This is a genomic window from Glycomyces sp. NRRL B-16210, from assembly GCF_000719515.1.
Taxonomy (GTDB): domain Bacteria; phylum Actinomycetota; class Actinomycetes; order Mycobacteriales; family Micromonosporaceae; genus Glycomyces.
Map to the genome: position 1 here is coordinate 194,357 of NZ_JOGR01000002.1, position 20,886 is coordinate 215,242.

At 72.2% G+C, this 20,886-nt stretch carries 15 protein-coding genes; 10 read left to right on the forward strand and 5 right to left on the reverse strand.

Annotated features, from left to right (window positions below; all coding sequences use genetic code 11):
- Positions 1–201: 201 nt before the first annotated feature.
- The 3 genes from IF12_RS0103575 to IF12_RS0103585 form a co-directional block, all read right to left on the reverse strand.
- Positions 202–1,416, reverse strand: a complete 1,215-nt coding sequence (locus tag IF12_RS0103575; RefSeq protein ID WP_166659582.1) for an ROK family transcriptional regulator — start codon at positions 1,414–1,416, stop codon at positions 202–204.
- Between the two features lie 121 nt (positions 1,417–1,537).
- Positions 1,538–3,673, reverse strand: coding sequence for an alpha-galactosidase (locus IF12_RS0103580; RefSeq protein WP_030154638.1), 2,136 nt, complete (start codon positions 3,671–3,673; stop codon positions 1,538–1,540).
- A gap of 31 nt (positions 3,674–3,704) precedes the next feature.
- On the reverse strand, positions 3,705–4,937 hold the full coding sequence (locus IF12_RS0103585; RefSeq protein ID WP_051703926.1) for an ROK family transcriptional regulator: 1,233 nt from the start codon (positions 4,935–4,937) through the stop codon (positions 3,705–3,707).
- A gap of 141 nt (positions 4,938–5,078) precedes the next feature.
- On the opposite strand from IF12_RS0103585, the gene IF12_RS0103590 reads away from it, so the two are divergent.
- The 10 genes from IF12_RS0103590 to IF12_RS0103635 all read left to right on the forward strand — a co-directional run bounded on the left by IF12_RS0103590 (position 5,079) and on the right by IF12_RS0103635 (position 19,862).
- Complete coding sequence (locus tag IF12_RS0103590) at positions 5,079–6,755, forward strand: ABC transporter substrate-binding protein (protein ID WP_197034587.1); 1,677 nt, start codon at positions 5,079–5,081, stop codon at positions 6,753–6,755.
- 34 nt (positions 6,756–6,789) lie between these two features.
- Entirely contained in the window at positions 6,790–7,779 is a 990-nt protein-coding gene (locus IF12_RS0103595) for an ABC transporter permease (protein WP_030154641.1), read from the forward strand.
- A gap of 13 nt (positions 7,780–7,792) precedes the next feature.
- Positions 7,793–8,848, forward strand: a complete 1,056-nt coding sequence (locus IF12_RS23705) for an ABC transporter permease (RefSeq protein ID WP_051703927.1) — start codon at positions 7,793–7,795, stop codon at positions 8,846–8,848.
- Entirely contained in the window at positions 8,845–9,768 is a 924-nt protein-coding gene (locus IF12_RS23710) for an ABC transporter ATP-binding protein (protein ID WP_051703928.1), read from the forward strand. The genes IF12_RS23705 and IF12_RS23710 overlap by 4 nt, the downstream gene beginning before the upstream one ends.
- On the forward strand, positions 9,765–10,676 hold the full coding sequence (locus IF12_RS0103610) for an ABC transporter ATP-binding protein (RefSeq protein WP_030154644.1): 912 nt from the start codon (positions 9,765–9,767) through the stop codon (positions 10,674–10,676). Before IF12_RS23710 ends, IF12_RS0103610 begins: the two co-directional genes overlap by 4 nt.
- Entirely contained in the window at positions 10,673–12,742 is a 2,070-nt protein-coding gene (locus IF12_RS0103615; RefSeq protein WP_081913113.1) for a beta-galactosidase, read from the forward strand. The genes IF12_RS0103610 and IF12_RS0103615 overlap by 4 nt, the downstream gene beginning before the upstream one ends.
- A gap of 90 nt (positions 12,743–12,832) precedes the next feature.
- Positions 12,833–15,370, forward strand: coding sequence for a glycoside hydrolase family 2 protein (locus tag IF12_RS0103620; RefSeq protein ID WP_030154649.1), 2,538 nt, complete (start codon positions 12,833–12,835; stop codon positions 15,368–15,370).
- 132 nt (positions 15,371–15,502) lie between these two features.
- Positions 15,503–17,650 (forward strand): glycoside hydrolase family 36 protein, encoded by a 2,148-nt coding sequence (locus IF12_RS0103625; protein ID WP_051703929.1) that lies wholly within the window; start codon positions 15,503–15,505, stop codon positions 17,648–17,650.
- Positions 17,647–18,906, forward strand: a complete 1,260-nt coding sequence (locus tag IF12_RS0103630; RefSeq protein WP_035748255.1) for an AGE family epimerase/isomerase — start codon at positions 17,647–17,649, stop codon at positions 18,904–18,906. The genes IF12_RS0103625 and IF12_RS0103630 overlap by 4 nt, the downstream gene beginning before the upstream one ends.
- Positions 18,903–19,862: a carbohydrate kinase gene (locus IF12_RS0103635; RefSeq protein WP_030154656.1), complete on the forward strand. Its 960-nt coding sequence runs from the start codon at positions 18,903–18,905 to the stop codon at positions 19,860–19,862. The genes IF12_RS0103630 and IF12_RS0103635 overlap by 4 nt, the downstream gene beginning before the upstream one ends.
- A gap of 282 nt (positions 19,863–20,144) precedes the next feature.
- On the opposite strand, the gene IF12_RS0103640 is transcribed toward IF12_RS0103635, so the two are convergent.
- On the reverse strand, positions 20,145–20,480 hold the full coding sequence (locus tag IF12_RS0103640; protein ID WP_133884251.1) for a hypothetical protein: 336 nt from the start codon (positions 20,478–20,480) through the stop codon (positions 20,145–20,147).
- Complete coding sequence (locus IF12_RS0103645; protein WP_030154658.1) at positions 20,473–20,814, reverse strand: hypothetical protein; 342 nt, start codon at positions 20,812–20,814, stop codon at positions 20,473–20,475. Before IF12_RS0103645 ends, IF12_RS0103640 begins: the two co-directional genes overlap by 8 nt.
- Between the last annotated feature and the right edge of the window lie 72 nt (positions 20,815–20,886).

The following is a 20,886-nucleotide window of genomic DNA, read 5'->3' on the forward strand; positions in this document are numbered from 1 at the left end:
CATAGATTAGCACGCATTCTTTACTATTAAAAGGGGCAATTTTGCACATAAACCCTCACGCTGTGCGGTCATCGCACGCGAAGCGGCCCCGCCCGCTCACGAGAGCGGACGGGGCCGCCGTACACAGTACGTCGTACTAGGTACGGCAAAGCCCCGCTCCCAGGAGCGGACGGGGCCTCCGGTTCCCGCCGAGCGGCCGGTTCAGCCCACGGCGGTCGCGCGCTGCTCGGCGAACGGCGATTCGAGGAGGTTGCGCAGGACCACGGCCGCGCCGCCGATCGCCGCCGCCTGCGTGACGTCCCCGGCGAGCTCGGCCTGGACGGTGTGCACGTCCCGCATGAACACCGACCGGTCGAGCACCTCCTGGAGGGCGTCGCGGTAGACCGGCCCGATGTCGGCGAACGCGTTCCCGGCGAGCACGACCCGGCCCACGTCGAAGAGGTTCACCAAGGTCACCGTCGCGACCGCGAGCCGCTGGGTCGAGACCGCGATGAGCTCGGCGGCCGCCGCGTCCCCGTCGAGGGTCGCGCGGGCGATCCGCAGGAAGTCGGTAAGCAGGTCGGCCCCGAGCCCGAGCCGCGCGGCGAGCGCGGGATCGGCCATGGCGCTCCTGACGACCCCGGTCGGCCCGGCCACCTCGTCGAGGCAGCCGCGGTTGCCGCAGTGGCACGGCGGCCCGGTCGCGTCCACCGAGATGTGGCCGAGTTCGAGGCCGTTCGAGGTGACCCCGCGGTAGGGCCTGCCGTCGAGGATGACCCCCGAGCCGATGCCGCCGGACATGAAGACCACGGCGAAGCTGGAGGTCGAGCCGCCGAGGGTCTGGACGCCGATCCCCGCGGCGGTCGCGTCGTTCTCGATGACCACCGGCAGGCCCGTGGCCGCTTCGAGGGTCGCCGCGAGCGGGTAGCCCACCCAGGTGGGCGTCGGCAGCGGCACGACCAGTTCGCCCGCCTCGCGGTCCTGCGGTCCGTACGTCGCCAGGCCGATGCCGAGGACCTGCGGCAAGGTCAGTCCCGCGTCGTCGAGCATGGCCCGCACGTGCTCGGCGAACTCCGCGACGATGGTCTCGGGTTCGCGCTCGCCGGGCGCGGGCATCCGGCGCTCGACCACGACGCGGCCGGCGAGGTCGACGACCACGCCCACGGCCGAGTACAGGTCGAACTGGATGCCGACCATGTAGCAGGCCTCGGGCCGCAGGCCCAGCAGGCGCCGGGGCGTGCCGCGGTTGGTGGGCATCGTGCCGACCTCGTGGACGAACCCGAGCGCCATGAGCTTGCGGACGGCGTGGGTCATGGTGGCCTGGGTGAGGCCGGTGGCGTCGGCGAGTTCGACGCGGCTGACCGCGCCCCGCTCGCGGATGAGGTCGAGGACGATGGCCAGGGTCGGCATGCGCGTGTCGGCGCCGAACGATCGCAACGCGGCCTCCTTGCGTGACGACGTCTTGCGGCGGGCGATACCGAACACCATACTGGACGCGTCGGAAAACGGCGAAGCCGAGAATTGAGAGCGAGGACACCGAGGTGTCCCCGCTCGCAGGTCAGACGGCCCTCAGATGCACCAGGAGCGCCTGGACCGGCCAGAGCGTCGGCGGCTGGAGTCCGATTTCCGACAGCACCCGGCCACTGAGCGCCACCGGTTCGGCGCCGATCCACGCCGGGGTGATCCAGCCCCACCGCGCCGCGCCGATCTCTTCGCGCACACGGACTTCGTAGCGCCGCTCGGGGTCGAGGCCGTCGAGCCGCACCCGCTCGGGCAGGGCGTCCTCAAGGGACGCGACCGTGGCGATCGTGAAGACCGCCTCGCTCCGGTCGGGGGCGACGACGCCCCGCACGCGCAGCGCCGGGTCGGTCAGGTCGGGGTGCACGACCGAGCCGGTGTGCAGCAATTCACGCAACTCCTTGTAGAGGCCCGCGAACGCGGTGATCCGCTCGGTCTCCTCCTCGTCGCAGGTCAGGAGGTCCCATTCGAAGCCGGCCGAGCCTTGCAGCGAGGTCGCGATCCGATACGGCAGGGGCGTGCTGCGGCCCGAGGAGTGGGTCGGGGAGGGGCCGACGTGCGCGCCGATGAGCTCGGGCGGGAGCACCAGCTCGGTCCAGCGCTGGATCTCTTGGCGCTCGACCGGGTCGTTGGAGTCCGAGGCCCACACGCGGTCGGTGTGTTCGAGGATGCCCAGGTCGCTGCGGGCGCCGCCGGAGGAGCACGACTCGATCTCCAGGCCCGGGTGGTCGGTCTTGAGCCGCGCGATGAGCCGGTAGGCCGCCTTCGTCTGCGCGTGCGTGCCCGGCGCGCCGTCGTGGACGGCCTCGACGAGGTCGCGGTTGTGGTCCCACTTGATGAAGTCGATGCCCAGGTCCGCCACGAGCGCCGACATCTGCGAGCGGACGTGCTCGAACGCCTCGGGGTCGGCCAGGTCCAGCACGTACTGGGTGCGGAACGAGAGCCCCTCGGGGGAGGGCACGGACGCCGGGTTGGCCAGGAGCCATTCGGGGTGGGCCCGCGCCAGGTCCGAGTCGAGGTTGACCATCTCCGGTTCGAACCACAGCCCGAACTGCATCCCGAGCGAGTGGACGAGTTCGGCGAGCGGTTCGAGCCCGTCGGGCCAGACCTCGCGGTCGACGGTCCAGTCGCCGAGCCCGGCGGTGTCGGAGCGGCGGGCGGGGAACCAGCCGTCGTCGAGGACGAACCGCTCGACGCCCACGGCCGCGGCCTTGCGCGCGAGGCGGGCGATGCGTTCGAAGTCGTGCTCGAAGTACACCGCCTCCCAGGTGTTGAGCACGAGCGGGCGGGGCGTGCGCGGGTGCTGCGGGCGGGCCCGCATCCAGGTGTGGAACCGGTCGGCGACGCCGTCGAGCCCGGCGTCCGACCACGCGAAGTACGCCGTCGGGGTCCGGTGGGCCGCACCGGGTCCGAGCCGGATCTCGCCGGGGCGCAGCAGTTCGCCGGCGCCCAGCAGCGTGAGGTGCTCGGGGCCGCGGTCGGTGCGGTGGCGCACGTCGGCGCTCCATCCCAGGTGCACGGCCCAGACCTCGCCGCCGCGGTTCCTCGGCGATCCCTCTGAGGCGAGGGTCGCCCACGGGGCGTCGTGGCCGCTGCGCCCGCGCCGGGTCTCGCGGACGTTGGCCCCGCGCGGCATCGGCGTGGTCAGCGGTGACTTCTCGCGGGTCCACCTGCCGGAGAAGGAGGTCACGTGGTCGGCCGACCGGGGGACCGGGAGCGTCGCCTCCAGCCACGCGACCTCCACGGTGCCCTCGCCGGCGTTGGTCAGCTCCTGCTCGACCAGGACCAGCCCGCCCGCGCCGATCGCCAGGCGCAGGTCCAGCTCCAGGCCCGAGTCCGCGTCGACCGCGAGGAAGCGCACCGACGACTCGTCCGCGGCCGCGACGGTGGTCGCCCATCTCGGGTAGACCGGGAGCCCGCCCTTGGTGGCGAGCAGGCCCGGCCGCCCGGCCCAGCCGTCCGACTCCTGCGGCACGAGCGGGACGCGCCAGGCGGCGTCGAGGGTCCCCGGCGCGGTCTGGCGGCTGGTCGCCCGGTCGAGCGCGGCGAGGTCGGCATCAGCGAGAGCGCCCAGGTCGCGTCCCCAGTGGAGCGCCGAGGGCAGTCCGGTCGGCTCGTGGGCGAGGATCAGGGCGACGCCCTCGCGGCGCAGCTGCGTCCAGGTCTTGGTGTTCACGGTTCTCCTCGGGGATCGGGGTCTCGGTGGTTCAGTTCAGGTCCGCCTCGGCGCGCGAGCGCGGGACGCGCGCGCCCACCGACAGCGTCCGCAGCACGTGCAGCGCGCCGCCGGTCGCCGCCGCGATGTCCACATTCGACGAGACGTGGACCTGGGGCCGGTGCAGCACCCGGCTGAGCGCGCTGCGCTCGAGCTCGGCGGTGATGTGCTCGCGGTACAACGGTCCGGCGATGACGAATGCCGGGCCCGCCAGCACCACCGTGTCGAGGTCGAAGAGGTTCACCAGCGCGACGGCGGCCTGGCCGATCCACCGCGCCGACCGCTCCAGCAGCCCGGTCGCCTCCCGGTCGCCCGAGCGCCAGGCCCGCGCGATCCGGTCGAAGTCCGCCAGGGTGCCGTCCGGCCTGCCCTCCACGCCGAAGCGCTCGGCGAGCGAGGAGTCCGCGAGGACCTGCGCGACCACCGCCTGCGGCCCGGCCTCGGCCTGCGCGCAGCCGCGGTTGCCGCACACGCACGGGGCCTCGCCGCCGTTGAGGGCCACGTGTCCGATCTCGACGGCGTTCGAGGCGCGGCCGCGGTAGACCTCGCCGTCGACCACGACGCCGCCGCCGATGCCCGAGCCCATGTAGACCAGTCCGAAGGTGTCGGTCGGCAGTGCCCCGGCCCAGAACTCCCCGAAGGCCGCCGCGTCGGCGTCGTTCTCCAGCAGCACCGGCAGACCGAGCAGGTCCGAGAGCGAGGCGGTCAGCGGGAACTCCATCCACTCGGGACCGGGCTGGGCGGTCAGCAGCACGCCCCGCTCCCGGTCCTGGGGCCCGTGGGTCACCAGTCCGACCCCGAGCACGCGCTCGCGCGGCACGCCCGCACGCCGCAGCAATGACCCGACGTGTTCGGCCAGTGCCAAAACGGTCGACTCAGGGCCTACCGCGCCTGTACCCCGCAAACCGGCACTTGCGATCCTTGTACCGGCGAAGTCCACCACGACGATCGTCGTAGTGGTCCGGTCGATCTGGATGCCGACGGAATACCAAGCGCCGGCATCGAGTTCGAGAAGCCGCCGCGGCTGCCCGCGGCCCTGCTGCGGGTCGCGGCCGACCTCTCGGACCAGCCCGGCGTCGATGAGCCGGCGCACCGCGTTCGTGATCGTCGCGGGCGTCAGCTCGACGCGCTCCGCCAGCTCTACACGACTGAGGGTGCCGTTCGCTCGCAGGAGGTCGAGCACGCGAACCGCGGTCGTGGCACGGGTCAGCCCGTGTCCGGCCATGTTCGACCCCCTTGAAAGTTCATTGGATCTTCTTATTGACACGTTAAATTTAACGCGTTAATAATAGTCTGTGCGCCGCGGGTCGGCGCGCCCCTCCCTCTAGTTCCGCGGCGATGTCGCCCCGGACTCGAAAGGACGATGATGTCATCCACCACTCGCAATCGGCTGAAGGCCGCGGGGGCGCTACTGAGCGCCACCGCACTCGGTCTGACGCTGACCGCCTGCTCCGACTCCGGCTCGAACGGCGGCGACGCCACGACGCTGGTCGCCTACACCGGACAGGCCGGCGACTACCAGATCAACTTCAACCCCTTCTCGCCCTCCCGCATCGGCGGCCTGGGCACGATCTACGAAAACCTCTTCTTCTACAACAAGGCCCAGGTCTCCGAGCCCGTCCCGCTGCTCGGCACTGAGCAGTCCTGGAACGAGGACGGCACCGTCCTGTCGGTCACCCTCCGCGAGAACGTCAAGTGGACCGACGGCGAGGACTTCACCGCCGACGACGTCGTCTTCACCTTCGAGATGCTGAAGTCGACCGACTCGGTCAACAACATCGGCTTCGACGGCACCGTCGAGGCCGAGGACGACCACCACGTGGTCTTCAGCTTCGACGAGCCCACCTTCGTCAAGGGCCCGGACCTGATGAACACCCCGATCGTGCCCGAGCACATCTGGGCCGACATCAACCCCGTCGAGGACGTCATCGAGGAGCCCATCGGCACCGGTGCGTACGTGCTCGACGAGTTCAAGCCGCAGGCCTACACCCTCAAGGCCAATGAGGACTACTGGGACGGCGCGCCCGCCGTCAAGCTGATCCGCTTCCTCTCGCTGTCGGGCAACCAGGCCGGCGCCGACGCCATCGCCGCCGGGACCATCGACTGGCAGACCGGTCCGATCCCGGACATCCAGAACACCAACAAGAACTTCCCGAACTACGACGCGTTCACGCAGTGGCAGAACCAGATGGTCCTCGCCACCTGCTCGAACGCCGACCTCGGCTGCGAAGGCCCGCAGACCGACCCGGCCGTGCGCCACGCGCTCTACTACGCGCTCGACCGCGAGCAGCTCAACAACCTCGCGTTCATGGAGACCGCCAACGAGATCTCCCCGGCGTTCACCCTGACCCCGAGCCAGGACCAGTACCTCACCCCCGTGGTCGACGAGCTCAGCGCCCCCGAGCGCTCGCTGGCCGACACCGCCTCGGAGTACCTCGAGGAAGCGGGCTGGGAACTGGGCGACGACGGCATCTACGCCAAGGACGGCGAGCGCCTCTCGCTGACCGTCGAGGTCGTCACCGGCTGGACCGACTACATCACCGCGATCGACACCATGGCCTCCCAGGCCAAGGACGCCGGCATCGAGCTCGTCGGCGCCCAGTCCTCGTGGAACGAGTGGACCGAGAAGAAGGTCTCCGGCAACTTCGAGCTGGCTATCGACTCGCTGTGGCAGGGACCGGCCCCCGACCCCTACTACCTCTACAACTACTTCTACAGCTCCCTGTCCGGCGCCCCCGTCGGCGAGAGCGCGGGCAACAACTTCTCGCGCTACGCCAACCCGGACGTGGACGCGGCCATCGACGCGCTCTCGACCCTCCCGCTGGACGACCTGGCCGCCCGCCAGGCGCACTTCGCGGAGATCCAGGAAGCGATCATCGCCGACATGCCGTACATCCCGATCCTGACCGGCGGCACCACCAGCGTGTGGAACACCGCCGACTTCTCGGGGTGGCCCTCGGGTGAGGACCTGTACGCCTTCCCGGCGGTCTGGTCCGCGTTCGACGCCGCCGAGATCTTCAAGCGGCTCGAACCGCAGGGCTGACGGGCGCCGTCGCCCCCGAGGAGGAGTCGAACAAGTGAACTATTTCCTGCGTAAACTGGGTTTCTACGCGGTCGCTCTCTGGGCCGCGCTGACACTGAACTTCGCCATCCCGCGGATGCTTCCGGGCAACCCCGTCGACATTCTGCTGGCCAAGCTCCAGCAGCGCGGCGGCACGGTGACCCCGGAGACCCGCAAGGCGTACGCGCTCCTCCTCGGGGGCGACAGCTCGGACCCCCTGTGGGTCCAGTACTGGGACTACCTCAAGAACCTCGCGCGAGGCGACCTGGGGACCTCGGTGAGCTACTACCCGGCCAAGGTCTCCGACGTCATCTTGACGTCGCTGCCGTGGACGGTGGTGCTCGTCGGGGTCGCGACGGTCCTCGCGGCGCTCCTGGGGGTCCTGCTCGGGGCGTTCGTGGGCTGGAAGCCGGGCACCTGGCTCGACTCCCTGATCCCCGCGACCACGCTCCTGGCGGCCGTCCCGTACTTCTGGCTCGCCCTCATCCTCACCTATTTCCTCGCCCGCGTCCTGGGCTGGTTCCCCATGCAGGGCGGCTACGACGTCGTGCTCAGTCCGGGATGGAACTTCGAGTTCATCTTCTCGGCCATCGAGTACGGGTTCCTGCCGGCGCTGACGATCGTGCTCGCCTCGATCGCCGGCTGGCTGCTGGGGATGCGCAACATGATGGTCTCGACGCTCTCGGAGGACTACATCCTCACCGCCGAGGCCAAGGGCCTGACACCGCGGAAGATCCTGCGCTCCTACGCCTCCCGCAACGCCGTGCTGCCCTCGGTCGCCGGCTTCGCGATCTCGCTCGGCTTCGTCGTCTCCGGCTCGGTCATCACCGAGCAGGTGTTCTCCTACCCGGGCATCGGCGGGCGACTGCTCGGCGCGGTGACGAACAACGACTACGCGCTCATGCAAGGCGTGTTCCTCTTCATCACCCTCGCAGTGCTGGGCGCCAACCTCGTGGTCGACCTGCTCTACGGCATCATCGACCCGCGCACGCGCGCCCGGTCCTGACGGGAGTCCGATCATGACGAACCTCGAACCGCAGACCGCGGCCGCCGCCCAGGCCGCCCAGGCCGTCGACCCCCACGTCGACGCCGCGCCCTCCGAAAACCCCGTGCCCGAAGGCCGCCCGCGCGCCGGCTGGCGCTCGCTCGTGCCGACCATGACCCCCTGGCTGGCGATCGGCCTCATCCTCGTCGTCGGCATCAGCCTCTTCGGCCTCATCGGGCCCTACTTCGTCGGCGACCCCCGCCAGATCCGCGACATCGGCCTGACCGGGCCCTCCGGCGAGTTCCCCCTGGGCACCACCCAGATCGGGCAGGACGTGCTCGCGCAGCTCGCCTACGCCACCCGCGGCTCGCTCCAGATCGGCATCATCGTCGGCCTGCTCGCCACCGCGCTCTCGGCCGTCTTCGGCATCTACGGCGCCTACAAGGGCAAGTTCCTCGACGAGTCGTTCTCCCTGCTGACCAACGTGTTCCTGGTGATCCCCGGACTGCCCCTGGTCATCGTCATCTCCGGCTTCGTCCCCCGCGAGAGCCGCGGACTGTGGACGATCGCGGTCGTCCTCGCCATCACTAGCTGGGCCGGCGCCGCCCGCGTGCTGCGCGCCCAGACCCTGTCGGTGCGCAACCGCGACTTCGTCGCCGCCTCCCAGGTCTCCGGCGAGCGCTCCTGGCGGGTCATCGTCGTCGAGATCCTCCCGAACCTGCTGCCGCTCCTGGCCGCCCAGTTCGTGTTCGCCGTCATCGCCGCGATCCTCGGCGAGGCCGGACTCGCCTTCATCGGACTCGGCGCCTCCAACTCCTCCACCCTCGGCACCATGCTCTTCTACGCCCAGAACGGCTTCGCGCTCGCGCTCGGCGCCTGGTGGTGGTTCGTGCCCCCGGGCCTGATCATCGCCCTGTTCGGCATGGGCCTGTCCCTCGTCAACTTCTCCATCGACGAGCTCATCAACCCCAAGCTCAAGAACCTCCGCCAGCACCGCAAGCGCGCCCGCCGCGCCGCGCGCCTCGAACGCGAGCTCGCCCGCTCCACCCGGCGCGCCGGCGGCGACACCGCAAAGGAGTCCGTCCGATGACGACCGCGACAGGCGCCGCCCTGCGGCCCGTGCTCACCGTCGAGGACCTCACGGTCGTCTACGAGTCCGAAGAACCGGTCACCGCCGTCAAGAACGCCGACCTCACCCTCCACCGCGGCGAGATCCTCGGCCTCGCGGGGGAGTCCGGCTGCGGCAAGACCACCCTCGCCTACGCCGTCAACCGGCTCCACCGGCCGCCGGCGCGCATCGCCTCGGGCCGCATCACCTTCCACGACAAGAGCGGCGAGGACATCGACATCCTCGCCCTGGAGGACAAGGAGCTGCGCGCCTTCCGCTGGAACAAGCTCTCCATGGTCTTCCAGGGCGCGATGAACGCCCTCAACCCCGTCACCACCGTCCGCGCCCAACTGCGCGACACCCTCCTGGCCCACCGGCCCGGCATGTCCCGCAAGGACGTTCGCGAACGCTCCGAGGACGTCCTGCGCCGCGTCGGCGTCGACACCCGCCGCCTCACCTCCTACCCGCACGAGCTCTCCGGCGGGATGCGCCAGCGGGTCATGATCGCCATGGCGATGCTCCTCGAACCGCAGATCATGATCATGGACGAGCCGACCACCGCGCTCGACGTGGTCGTGCAGCGCGACATCCTCCGCGAGATCGTGCGCCTGCGCGACGAACTCGACTTCGCCGTCGTCTTCATCACCCACGACCTCCCGCTCCTGCTGGAGATCAGCGACCGCATCGCCGTGATGCTCGCCGGCGAGATCGTCGAACTCGAATCCGCCCAGCGCCTCTACCGCGGCGCCGCGCACCCGTACACGCGCCGGCTCCTCGGCTCCTTCCCGAGCCTGTCGGGCTCGCGCGGCGCGTTCATCCGCACCGGCGTCGACGAGACCGCCCCACCCCTGCCCAGGCCCTACGCGGGGCAGCGCCCGCCGACCACCGAGGAGCGAGCATGACCAGCGTCCGCGTCACCGACCTGGTGAAGGACTACAGCATCCGGACCGGCCTCAAGCGCACCCGCCTGCGCGCGGTCGACCACGTCAACCTCGAACTCGTCCCCGGGCGCACCGTCGCCCTCGTCGGCGAGTCCGGCTCGGGCAAGTCCACCATCGCGAAGATCCTCACCCACATGGAGACCCCCACCTCCGGCAGCGTCGACGTCCGCCTCGACGACGGCACCGCCGTCCACAAGGCGCGGTACCGCCGCGAGGTCCAGATGGTCTTCCAGGACCCCTTCGCCTCGCTCAACCCCTTCCACTCCATCGAGCACCACATCGCCCGGCCCCTGCGCATCCACAAGCGCACCGCCAACGCCGCCGAGACGCGCCAGCGGGTCCTGGAGATGCTCGAACGCGTCAACCTGACCCCCGCGTCGAACTTCGCCCCGCGCCGGCCCCACGAGCTGTCCGGCGGGCAGCGCCAGCGCGTGGCCATCGCCCGCGCGCTCGCCCCCGGCGCCCAGGTGCTCATCGCGGACGAACCGGTGTCCATGCTGGACGTCTCGATCCGCCTCGGGGTGCTCAACCTCCTCGGCCGTCTCCAGCGCGAGGACTCCCTCGCGGTCCTCTACATCACCCACGACCTCGCCACCGCCCGCCACTTCTCCGACGAGATCACGGTGCTCTACCGCGGCCGCGTGGTCGAGCGCGGGCCCTCCGACGCGGTCATCCTCGACCCGCACCACGAGTACACGAAGCTGCTCGCGCTGGCCGCGCCCGACCCCGAGCGCCCCGGCCGCGTCACCTCCGCCGACCCGGTGGACCGCGCCGCGATCGACAACAGCCGCTGCTACGACCACTTCGCGGGCGAGTGGGTCGAGGCGGGCGTGCCCTCCGGCGACGCGGTGGGGACCGCCGGACGATGACCGAGCAGCCTCCCGAAGCGGTGCCCGCGAGGGTGCCGGCGCCGCCGCCCGCGCCGCCGGTCGTGCGCCTGGCCGAGGGTCTGGCCTACGGCGGGGACTACAACCCCGAGCAGTGGCCCCGGGAGGTGTGGGACGAGGACGTGCGCCTCATGCGCGAGGCGGGCGTCAACCTCGTGACCCTGGGCGTCTTCGCCTGGGGCACGGTGGAGACGGCCAACGGCGTGCGGGACTGGTCCTGGCTCGACGACGCGGTCGACCTGCTGCACCGCAACGGGATCGGCATCGACCTGGCGACCCCGACGGCCGCGCCGCCGAGCTGGCTGCTCACGGCGCACCCCGAGATCGCCCCGGTCCTCGCCGACGGCTTCCGCGAGCCCGCGGGCGGGCGCAACGCGTGGTGCCCGGCCTCGCCGGTCTACCGGCGGTTCGCCCTGCGGCACACCGAGGCGCTCGCCGAGCGCTACGGGCGCCATCCGGCGGTCCGGTTGTGGCACGTGGGGAACGAGCTCGGCGGCGGCAACGCCCGCTGCTACTGCGACTTGTCGGCCGCGGCCTTCCGCGACTGGCTCCAGGCCCGGCACGGGAGCCTCCAGGCGGTCAACGAGGCCTGGGGCACCGACCAATGGGGACACCGCTTCGGCGACTGGAGCGAGATCCTGCCGCCGCGCGGTCGCCACGGCGCCCCGAACCCGGGCCTGTTCCTCGACTACGAGCGCTACTCCTCGGACGCCCTCCTGTCGCACTACCTGGCCGAGAAGGCGGTGCTGGAGCGGCATTCGGCGGTGCCGGTCACGACGAACCTCATGGTCGGCGCGGGCGCGCAGATCGTGGACTACGCCTCCTGGGCGAAGCACACGGCGATCGCCGCGAACGACCATTACACCCTTGTGGACGATTTGCTGCGGGAGCAGGATCTCGCCTTCGCGGCCGACCGGATGCGGGGCATCAGCGCCGGGCGCCGTCCCTGGCTGCTCATGGAGTCCTCCACGGGCGGCCCGAGCTGGCAGCGGCGCAACCGCGCCAAGGATCCCGGCGAGATTGCGCGCCACTCGCTGGGCCACGTGGCCCGCGGCTCGGACGGCGCGATGTTCTTCCAGTGGCGCGCCTCGACCGCCGGCGCCGAGCAGTTCCACTCGGCGATGCTGCCGCACAGCGGCACCCGTTCGCGCGTGTGGCGGGAGGTGGTCGAACTCGGCCGCTACCTCAAGGCCCTCGCCGAGGTCCAGGACTCGACCGTCGAGCCCGCCCGGGCCGCGATCGTGGTGGACGACCTCTCCGGCTGGGCGCTCCAGCACGGCCTCAAGCCGCACCGCGAACTGCGCTACGGGCGCGAGCTGCGCACCTGGCACCGCGCCCTGTGGCGGCGCCAGATCCTGTGCGACGTGGTCCCGGTCGACGCCGATCTCGACGGCTACGACCTCGTGATCGCGCCGACCCTGCTCGTGGTGGACGACGCCGCGGCCGAGCGGCTCCGCGCCGTGCCCGAGCGCGGCGGCACGCTCGTGGCCACCTACCTCTCCGGGGTCTGCGACCGCGACGGCAAGGTGGTCACCGGCGGCTTCCCGGGCGCGTTCCGGGAGGTCCTCGGCGCGTGGACCGACGAGTTCTACCCGCTCCAGGAGGGCGAGCGGACCGCGCTCGACAACGGTGCGGCCGTAGAGGACTGGACCGAACGGGTCCACCTGGAGGACGCCGAGGCGGTCCTCCGCTACGCCTCCGGCTCGCTTTCTGGCGGCCCGGCGGTCACCCGGCGCGCCGTCTCGGGCGGGGCCGCCTGGTACGTCTCCGCGCCGCTCGACGACACCACTGTGGACGACCTGGCCGAACGCCTCGCCGCGGAGGCCGGGCTGACCCGCACCGTCGAGGCCGAACCGGGCCTCGAAGCGGTCCGCCGCATCGGCGCGGACCACTCGTACCTGTTCCTGCTCAACCACACCGACACCGACCTCAAGGTCGCCGCCGACGGGCGCGACCTGCTCACCGACACCCGCGTCGGACCCGAGACCGCGGTCCCCGCGGGCGGCGTCCGCGTACTGCGGGAGAGCGTCCGGCACCCGCTCGAATGACCGGGGCCGCCGCGCCCCCCGGCAGCCTCCACCCCGCGTGACCGACGCGAGCCCGAACGGCCGCGTTCCCACCGATCCTGAGGACCCACCATGACGTACCTGCCTCCGACCTTCCGCGCGCTCCACGAGGGCTGGACGCTGACCGCCGCCGATCTGCCCGAGGGCGCGCCCGAAGGCGTCGCGGCGGCGATCGCCGCCGGGGTCCCGGCGACCGTGCCGGGCGAGGCGCACCTCGACCTGCGCCGCGCCGACCTCATCGCCGACCCGTTCGACGGCGACAACGAGGCCGCGCAGCAGTGGATCGGCGACACCGAATGGCGCTTCACCGCGGCCTTCGACTGGACCGACGACGGCGCCGCGCGCCACGACCTCGTGGCCCTCGGCCTCGACACCGTCGCCACCGTGGAACTCAACGGCGCCGAGGTCGGCCGCACCGAGAACATGCACCGCTCCTACCGCTGGGACGTGCGCGGCCACCTGCGCGAGGGCGCGAACACCCTCACCGTGCGCTTCGCCGCCCCCGTGCCGGAGGCCGAGGCCCGCGCCGAGCGCAACGGCTCCCTGCCGAGCGTGAACCACCACGAGTACAACCAGATCCGCAAGATGGCCTGCTCCTTCGGCTGGGACTGGGGCATCGACGTCGCCGGGGCGGGCATCTGGAAGCCCATCGGCCTCGACTCCTGGTCGGGCGCGAGGGTCGCGAGCGTCCGCCCGCTGGTGGACGTGGTCGCGAACGCCGACGGGCACGACGGGATCCTGAACGCCCACATCGACATCGAACGCGCCGGCGACGACGGCGACGTCGAGGTCGCCGTCGCCCTCACCGGCCCCGACGGCGACGTCGTGCGCGCCACGGGCACCGTCCCCGCCGGCTCGGACGCCGCCGTCGTGTCCCTCACCGTCCCGCGGGTGCGGCGCTGGTGGCCGGTCGGCCACGGCGACCAGCCGCTCTACGAAGTGGACGTGACCGCCGGCGAAGGCTCCTGGAGCGGCCGGGTCGGCTTCCGGACCGTGGAGCTCGACACCGCCCCCGACGCCGCGGGCGCCCCGTTCGACCTCAAGGTCAACGGCGAGCGGATCCTCGTGCGCGGCGCGAACTGGATCCCCGACCACGCCTTCCTCACCGCGATCGACAAGGACCGCTACGCCCGCCGCGTCGCCGACGCCTTGGACGCCAACATGAACCTGCTGCGGGTGTGGGGCGGCGGCATCTACGAGTCCGACGACCTCTACGACCTCGCCGACGAGCACGGCCTGCTCATGTGGCAGGACTTCCTGTTCGCCTGCGCCGCCTACAGCGAGGACGAGCCGATGCGATCCGAGGTCGAGGCCGAGGCCCGCGAGAACGTCGCGCGGCTGAGCCCGCACCCGTCCCTGGTCCTTTGGAACGGCAACAACGAGAACACCTGGGGCTCGGTCGACTGGGGCTGGGCCGGTCGCCTCGGCGGCCGCGCCTGGGGCGACGCTTACTACAGCGAGCTGCTGCCGGGCGTGGTGTCCGAACTGGACCCGACCCGCCCGTACTCGCCCGCCAGCCCCTACTCGTTCGGCGACTACCGCCACCCCAACGACGAGCGCTACGGCACCATGCACATCTGGGACGTGTGGAACCGCGTCGACTACCGCGTGTACGCCGACTACAAGCCGCGGTTCCTCTCCGAGTTCGGCTTCCAGGCCCCGCCGGCGTGGTCGACGCTCGCCGCGGTCGTCCACGACGAGCCGCTCGACCCCTTCGGGCACGAGATGCTGGTGCACCAGAAGGCGAACCTCGGCAACGCCAAGCTCGAACGCGGCTGGCAGGGCCACCTGCCCGACCCGAAGTCGATCCGCGACTGGCACTGGACCACCCAGCTCAACCAGGCGCAGGCGATCCGGTTCGGCATCGAGCACTTCCGCTCGCTGACGCCGCACAGCACCGGCACGATCCTGTGGCAGCTCAACGACAACTGGCCCGTGGTCTCCTGGGCCGCGGTCGACTTCGACGAGCACCGCAAGCCGCTGTGGCACGTGCTGCGCGAGGTCTACGCCCCGCGCCTGGCGACCCTCCAGCCGCGGGCCTCCGAGGAGGCCCGGGCCAACGCCTGGGAGGGCCTCGAAGCCGAGCCCGACCTCCTCGCGCTCATCCTCGTCAACGACACCGGCGAGGCCTACAGCGGCTCGTTCACCGTCACCCGCGAGCGCTTCGACGGCACGGTCCTCGCCAAGGCCACCGTCGAGGCCCGGGTGGACGCGCGCGGCGCGACCACCGTCGCGGTCCCGGCCGAGACCGCCGCCTTCGGCGACCCTGCCGCCGAGTTCGTCTACGCGGTGCCGTCCGACGCGGCCGCGGGCTTCGCCCCGGCCTACCGCTTCGGCGCCGAGGTCGTCGACCAGCGGCTCGACACGGAGCCGCTGCGGGTCGAGGCGACCGCCGCCGACGGCGCGGTCCTGCTGCGCCTCACCGCGACCTCCCTCGCGCGGGACGTGTTCTGCCACGCCGACACCGTCGACCCGCTCGCCCGGGCCGACCGCGGCATGATCACGCTCCGGGCCGGCGAGAGCGCCGCGATCCGCGTCGAGTCGCCCGCCGGCGGCGACCCCGAGGCCTTCGCCGCGGCCCTGCGCTGCGCCAACGACCTGCTGCGCTGACCCCACTCGACGGCCCCGGGCGAAGGGTCAAGACTGCGCCCGGGGCCGCCGAGCGGCCCAGGAGGGCTTCGCGACCCTCCAGCCGCCAGCCCGCCGCTCCCCGTCGGCGGGAACGACCGACGAGGAGAGAACATGACCCTGCTTTGGTCCACTGAGGACTTCACGATCGAGCTGGGGACCGCCGCCGACGCGCCGGTCACCCTGCGATCGCTGCGTCCCGCCGCGGGCGCCCGCGCACCCGAGCACACCGCCGAGCCCGGCCCCGTCGCCGAGCGGACCCCGCCGCTGGTCGAGGTCCAGGCCCTCGGGTACGGGCGCTTCCCCGGCAGCCACCGCTACACCACCACCGTGGTCGGCTCCCGCCTGCGCTACGACGGCCATGATCTTGCAGGCGGCGACCTGCACGTCCACCAGGCCGACCCGGTCACCGGACTGCGCGTCACGAGCGTGTTCAGCCCCTCCCGAAAGGCGTTGCGCGCCTGGACGATCCTGACCGCGGGCGAGTCGATCACCGTCCAGGCCGTCACCTCCCTCGTCTTCGGCGCCTTCACCGCCGACACCGACTCCCCTGTGGACGATTTCGACGTGCTGTGGGGCGACAACGACTGGGTCGCCGAGTCCCGCTGGCACCGCGCCCCGCTGCGCGAGGTCGGCCTGCCCGCCATGGACCCCGCCGTCCACCACCACATGAACCGCGCCCGCATGGCCGTCACCACCCGCAGCTCCTGGTCCACAGGGGAGCGACTGCCCACGGGCCTCGTCGTGCGCCGCGAGGGCGGCTACGGCCTGGCCTTCCAGATCGAGCACAACGGCGCCTGGCACTGGGAGCTCGGCGAGGACCGCACCGGCGCCTCGCTCGCCCTCCTCGGCCCCACCGACGCCGAGCACCAGTGGAGTCTTGACCTCGCCCCCGGCGAGACCTTCACCTCCGTGCCCGTTGCGGTCACCGTCGTCCACGACGAGGACCCGGTGGCCGCCGCGCTCACCGCGCTCACCGCCCACCGCCGGGACCTGGTGTCCCGCAGCGGCACCGCGGGCCACGAGGGGCCGCTGCCGGTGATCTTCAACGACTACATGAACACCCTCATGGGCGACCCGACCGCCGCGAAGATCCTGCCGCTCGCCGAGGCCGCCGCCCGCGCGGGCGCCGACTACTACTGCATCGACGCCGGCTGGTACGACGAGCACGCCGGCGGCTGGTGGGACTCGGTGGGGGAGTGGGAGCCCAGCCCCTCTCGCTTCCCGGACGGCCTCGAAGCGGTCCTCGACGGCATCCGCGCCCTCGGCATGGTCCCCGGGATCTGGCTCGAACCCGAGGTCGTCGGCGTGCGCTCGCCGCTCGCGGCGACCCTTCCCGAGGACGCGTTCTTCCAGCGCGGCGGCCACCGCGTGGTCGAGCACGGCCGCCACCAGCTCGACCTGCGCCACCCGGCCGTCCGCGCCCACCTCGACGCCGTGGTCGACCGCCTGGTCGGCATGGGCGTCGGCTACTTCAAGCTCGACTACAACATCATGCCCGGGCCCGGCACCGACCTCGGCGGCCTCGCCCCCGGCGCGGGCCTGCTCGCGCACTGCCGCGCCTACCTCTCCTGGCTCGACGGCGTCCTGGCGCGGCACCCGGGCCTGCTCGTCGAGAACTGCGCCTCCGGCGGCATGAGGGCCGACTACGCCACGCTCTCGCGCCTCCACATCCAGTCCACTTCGGACCAGCAGGATCCGTTGCTGTACCCGCCGATCGCGGCGGCCACGCCCGCGTCGGTCCTGCCCGAGCAGGCCGGCCACTGGGGCTACGCCCAACCCGAGATGAGCACCGAGGAGTCCGCGTTCACCCTCGTCTCGGGGATCACCGGGCGCCTGTACCTCAGCGGGCACCTCGCGCGCATGGACGACCACCAGATCGCGCTCGTCAACGCCGCCGTCGCCGCCCACCGCAGGCTCCTGCCCGAGATCCGCACCGCCGACCCCGCCTGGCCCCTCGGCCTGGAGCACCGCGGCCCGTGGCAGGCCTTCGCGCTGCGCACCGAAGACGCCGCGATCCTCACCGCCTGGCGCCTGCCCGGCGCTCCCGCCGACCTCGACCTCCCGCTGCCCGCCCTGCGCGGCCGCGACGTCGCCGTCGAGCAGGTCTTCCCCGCCCCCGGCGCGCCCGGGACCGGCGACTGGACCGCCGACTGGGACCGCGCCGGCACCCTGCGCCTCACCGCCGACGCTCCCGCCCCGACCGCGCGCGTCCTACGCTTGACCTGGCCCTCCACCGGCGACCCGAAGGAGCAGCCGTGACCCCTCGACCCGACGCCCCAAACCACCACCTGCGACTCGCCGCCGAATGCCGCCGCCTCCTCGCCTTCGGCGAGCGGGCCGCGGTCCCCGGCGGCGGCGCGGCCTACCTCGACGCGACCGGCACCCCCGACCCGACCCAGGGCATCCGCACCTGGATCACCGCCCGCACCGCCCACGTCTACTCGCTCGGCGCGATGCTCGGCGCGCCCGGCAGCGAACCGATCGCCGATGCCGCCCTCGACGGCCTGCGCGGCCCGCTCCGCGACGCCGAGCACGGCGGCTGGTTCCACGCCGTCGACGCCGACGGCCGACCCGACCGCGAGGCCGGCAAGTCCTGCTACGACCACGCGTTCGTCCTGCTCGCCGCCTCCTCGGCGGCCCTCGCCGACCGGCCCGGCGCCGCCGACCTCCTCGAAGAGGCCCTCGCGGTCTACCGCGACCGCTTCTGGGACGCGGAGGCGGGACTGCCGATCGACACCTGGGACGCGGCCTTCACCACCCCCGAGCCCTACCGAGGGCTCAACGCCACCATGCACTCGGTCGAAGCGCTCCTCGCCGCCGCCGACGCCCTCGAAGTCCTCGGCGCGCCCGAGGCCGGGGCCTGGCGCGACCGCGCCGCGGGCATCGCCCGCTTCGCCGCCGACCTCGCCTCCCGCCACCACGACCGCCTGCCCGAGCACTTCGGACCCGACTGGACCCCGGACCTCGACCTCAACCGCGACCGCCCCGACGACCCGTTCAAACCCTTCGGCGCGACCCCCGGCCACGGCCTCGAATGGTCCCGGATGCTCCTCCAGGTCGAAGCGCTGCAAGGCGACGAGGCACTGCTCCACGCGGCCGTGCGCCTGTTCGACCGCGCCGTCGAGGACGGCTGGGCCGCCGACGGCGCCGAAGGCTTCGTCTACACCGTGGACTGGGAGGGCCGGCCCGTCGTGCGCCAGCGGATGCACTGGGTCGTCGCCGAGGCCATCGCCGCCGCCGCGGCCCTGCACCGCCGCACCGGCGAGGACCGGTTCGCCGACTGGTACACCGCGTGGTGGGACTACGCTGACCGGTACCTGGTCGACCTCGCCGAAGGCTCATGGCGGCACGAACTCGACGCCGCCAACGCGCCCGCGACGGCGGTGTGGCCGGGCAAACCCGATCTCTACCATGCAGTCCAGGCCACGCTGCTGCCTCGGCTCCCGCCGGTCCCGACACTCGCGCGGGCATTGCGCGAAGGCCTGCTGCCCACCGCGACCGAAGGAACCCCATGAACGACGCGACCGGCCCGGACCCCGACGCGGTCCTGGTCATCGGCGAGACGCTCATCGACCTCGTGACCACTGCGGACGACGTGCGCGAGATGCCCGGCGGCAGTCCCGCCAACGTCGCGGTCGCCCTCGGGCGCCTCGGCCGCTCGCCGGTGCTCGCCACGACCCTCGCCGACGACGCGCACGGCGACGCCGCCCGGCGCTGGCTCAAGGCCTCCGGGGTCGCGGTCCTCGCGCGGCCCCGGGCGTCCGGCCGGACCTCGACCGCCGCCGTGCGCCTCGCCGAGGACGGTTCCGCCGCCTATGAATTCGACCTGACCTGGGACCTCGACGCGGCGACGCTCGCCGAGGCCGACGCCGATCCGGCGGTGGTGCACGCGGGTTCGATCGCGACGGTGCTCGACCCCGGCGCGGCCGTAGTCGAAGAGGCGCTGCTGGCCGCGCGCGGCCGGGCCCTGGTCACCTTCGACCCCAACGCGAGGCCGGCGATCACCCCGGACCGCGACGCGGTGCTCCCGCGCGTGGAGCGACTGGTCGCCGCGAGCGATGTCGTCAAAGTGTCCGAAGAGGACATTCAGTGGTACCGGCCCGGCGTCGATCCCCTTGAGGTCGCCCGGACCTGGGCCGCTTCGGGACCGATCCTGGTCGTGGTTACCCGCGGCGGCGAGGGCAGCGTCCTCGTCCGAGGCGACGAGACCCTCACCGTCCCCGAGGTCCCCGTGACCGTGGCGGACACGATCGGCGCCGGCGATACCTTCATGGGTGCGCTCATCGACGCCCTGGTGAGCCTGGGCGCGCACGGCGAATCGGCCCGCGAAGCCCTGGCGGCCCTGTCAATGGAGCAGTTGCGCTGGGCCGCTTCATGGTCGGCGCACGCCGCGGCGGTCACCGTCTCCCGACCGGGAGCCGACCCGCCGACCCGCGCCGAACTCGTAGGCGCCCCCTGCTTCAGGAACTGAACCCGCCGAGACGCGGCCCCGGGCCGAACTCCTCGGCATTTGTGCCCCGGAACCTGAGACCGCCCGTAATCGCTCGGCCGCCGAGACGCGGTTCGGGGCCGCGACGGTGCTCCATCTCCTTCGTGCCGCCCTCGGAAGTCCGCAGAGCAGAAACGGGCCGGTCGAGGTCCACCTACCTCGACCGGCCCGCTGAAGGCACCTGCCGTCCGGGGGTGCGGCGGGCCTCTCATCCTCCGCGGACCGCCCGAGGTCCAGTCGCCGGGCTGCGGAGCGTCTTGGGGCTCAATGGATGTCGGGCTCGGCGATCAGCTTCTGGACCTCCTGCATGATCCAGCCGCACCACTGGTCGCCGTCCCACGCGCGGTACCAGGCGGGAGCGTCGTCGGGATCGTCGGTGAACCGGCAGCACTCCTGCGCACCCGCGCCGTCGTCCACGTCGAGGAGGTATTCGACCACCTTGCGCGCGCGGGCCGGGAACGTGTCGAGCCGGTAGAGGGTGAACACGGCCGGGCCTCTGCGGAAGTCGCCGAGGTAGCCGTCCACGCCCGGCTTCCCGTCTGAGCGGAAGTTGTACGGGTCCTCGTCGGGGAGGGTCGAACCGGTTGCGCGGCTAGCCATTGCAGTACCGCACCGAGCCGGAGTCCGGGACCGGAGCCGAGGCGGTGATCCGGTGGCCGGAGTAGACGGTCCGGAACGCCTGCTCCTCGATCCAGATCTTCGAGTGCGGCTTGAGTCCGGCCCAGTACCGGCCCCAGGTCGCCTTCAGCTCACCGGAGTTGAGCCCGGAGACCACCAGCACCACATCGTCGCCGCGCTCACCGGTGAGCACCTGGAACGAGTCCGGAGCGTTGGCGCTCGAAGCGCGGACCGTATAGGTCCGGTAGTCGTCGCGGAAGGTCCCTCGTTCGAGAGGGTTTCGGCCGGAGTTCCCGGCCGCATTCGGGTAGTTCATCTCGCACCTCCATTGCAGACTGTCGGATAGCCGACAGGTTTTCGCCCGGGGATCGCAATGGTCGTCGGGAGG

Bases quoted from the DNA above. Each gene is read 5' to 3' on its own strand.
- IF12_RS0103585 (WP_051703926.1), bottom strand. From the start codon at position 4,937: ATGGCCGGACACGGGCTGACCCGTGCCACGACCGCGGTTCGCGTGCTC.
- IF12_RS0103590 (WP_197034587.1), top strand. From the start codon at position 5,079: ATGTCATCCACCACTCGCAATCGGCTGAAGGCCGCGGGGGCGCTACTG.
- IF12_RS23705 (WP_051703927.1), top strand. From the start codon at position 7,793: ATGACGAACCTCGAACCGCAGACCGCGGCCGCCGCCCAGGCCGCCCAG.
- IF12_RS23710 (WP_051703928.1), top strand. From the start codon at position 8,845: ATGACGACCGCGACAGGCGCCGCCCTGCGGCCCGTGCTCACCGTCGAG.
- IF12_RS0103610 (WP_030154644.1), top strand. From the start codon at position 9,765: ATGACCAGCGTCCGCGTCACCGACCTGGTGAAGGACTACAGCATCCGG.
- IF12_RS0103615 (WP_081913113.1), top strand. From the start codon at position 10,673: ATGACCGAGCAGCCTCCCGAAGCGGTGCCCGCGAGGGTGCCGGCGCCG.
- IF12_RS0103620 (WP_030154649.1), top strand. From the start codon at position 12,833: ATGACGTACCTGCCTCCGACCTTCCGCGCGCTCCACGAGGGCTGGACG.
- IF12_RS0103625 (WP_051703929.1), top strand. From the start codon at position 15,503: ATGACCCTGCTTTGGTCCACTGAGGACTTCACGATCGAGCTGGGGACC.
- IF12_RS0103635 (WP_030154656.1), top strand. From the start codon at position 18,903: ATGAACGACGCGACCGGCCCGGACCCCGACGCGGTCCTGGTCATCGGC.
- IF12_RS0103640 (WP_133884251.1), bottom strand. From the start codon at position 20,480: ATGGCTAGCCGCGCAACCGGTTCGACCCTCCCCGACGAGGACCCGTAC.
- IF12_RS0103645 (WP_030154658.1), bottom strand. From the start codon at position 20,814: ATGAACTACCCGAATGCGGCCGGGAACTCCGGCCGAAACCCTCTCGAA.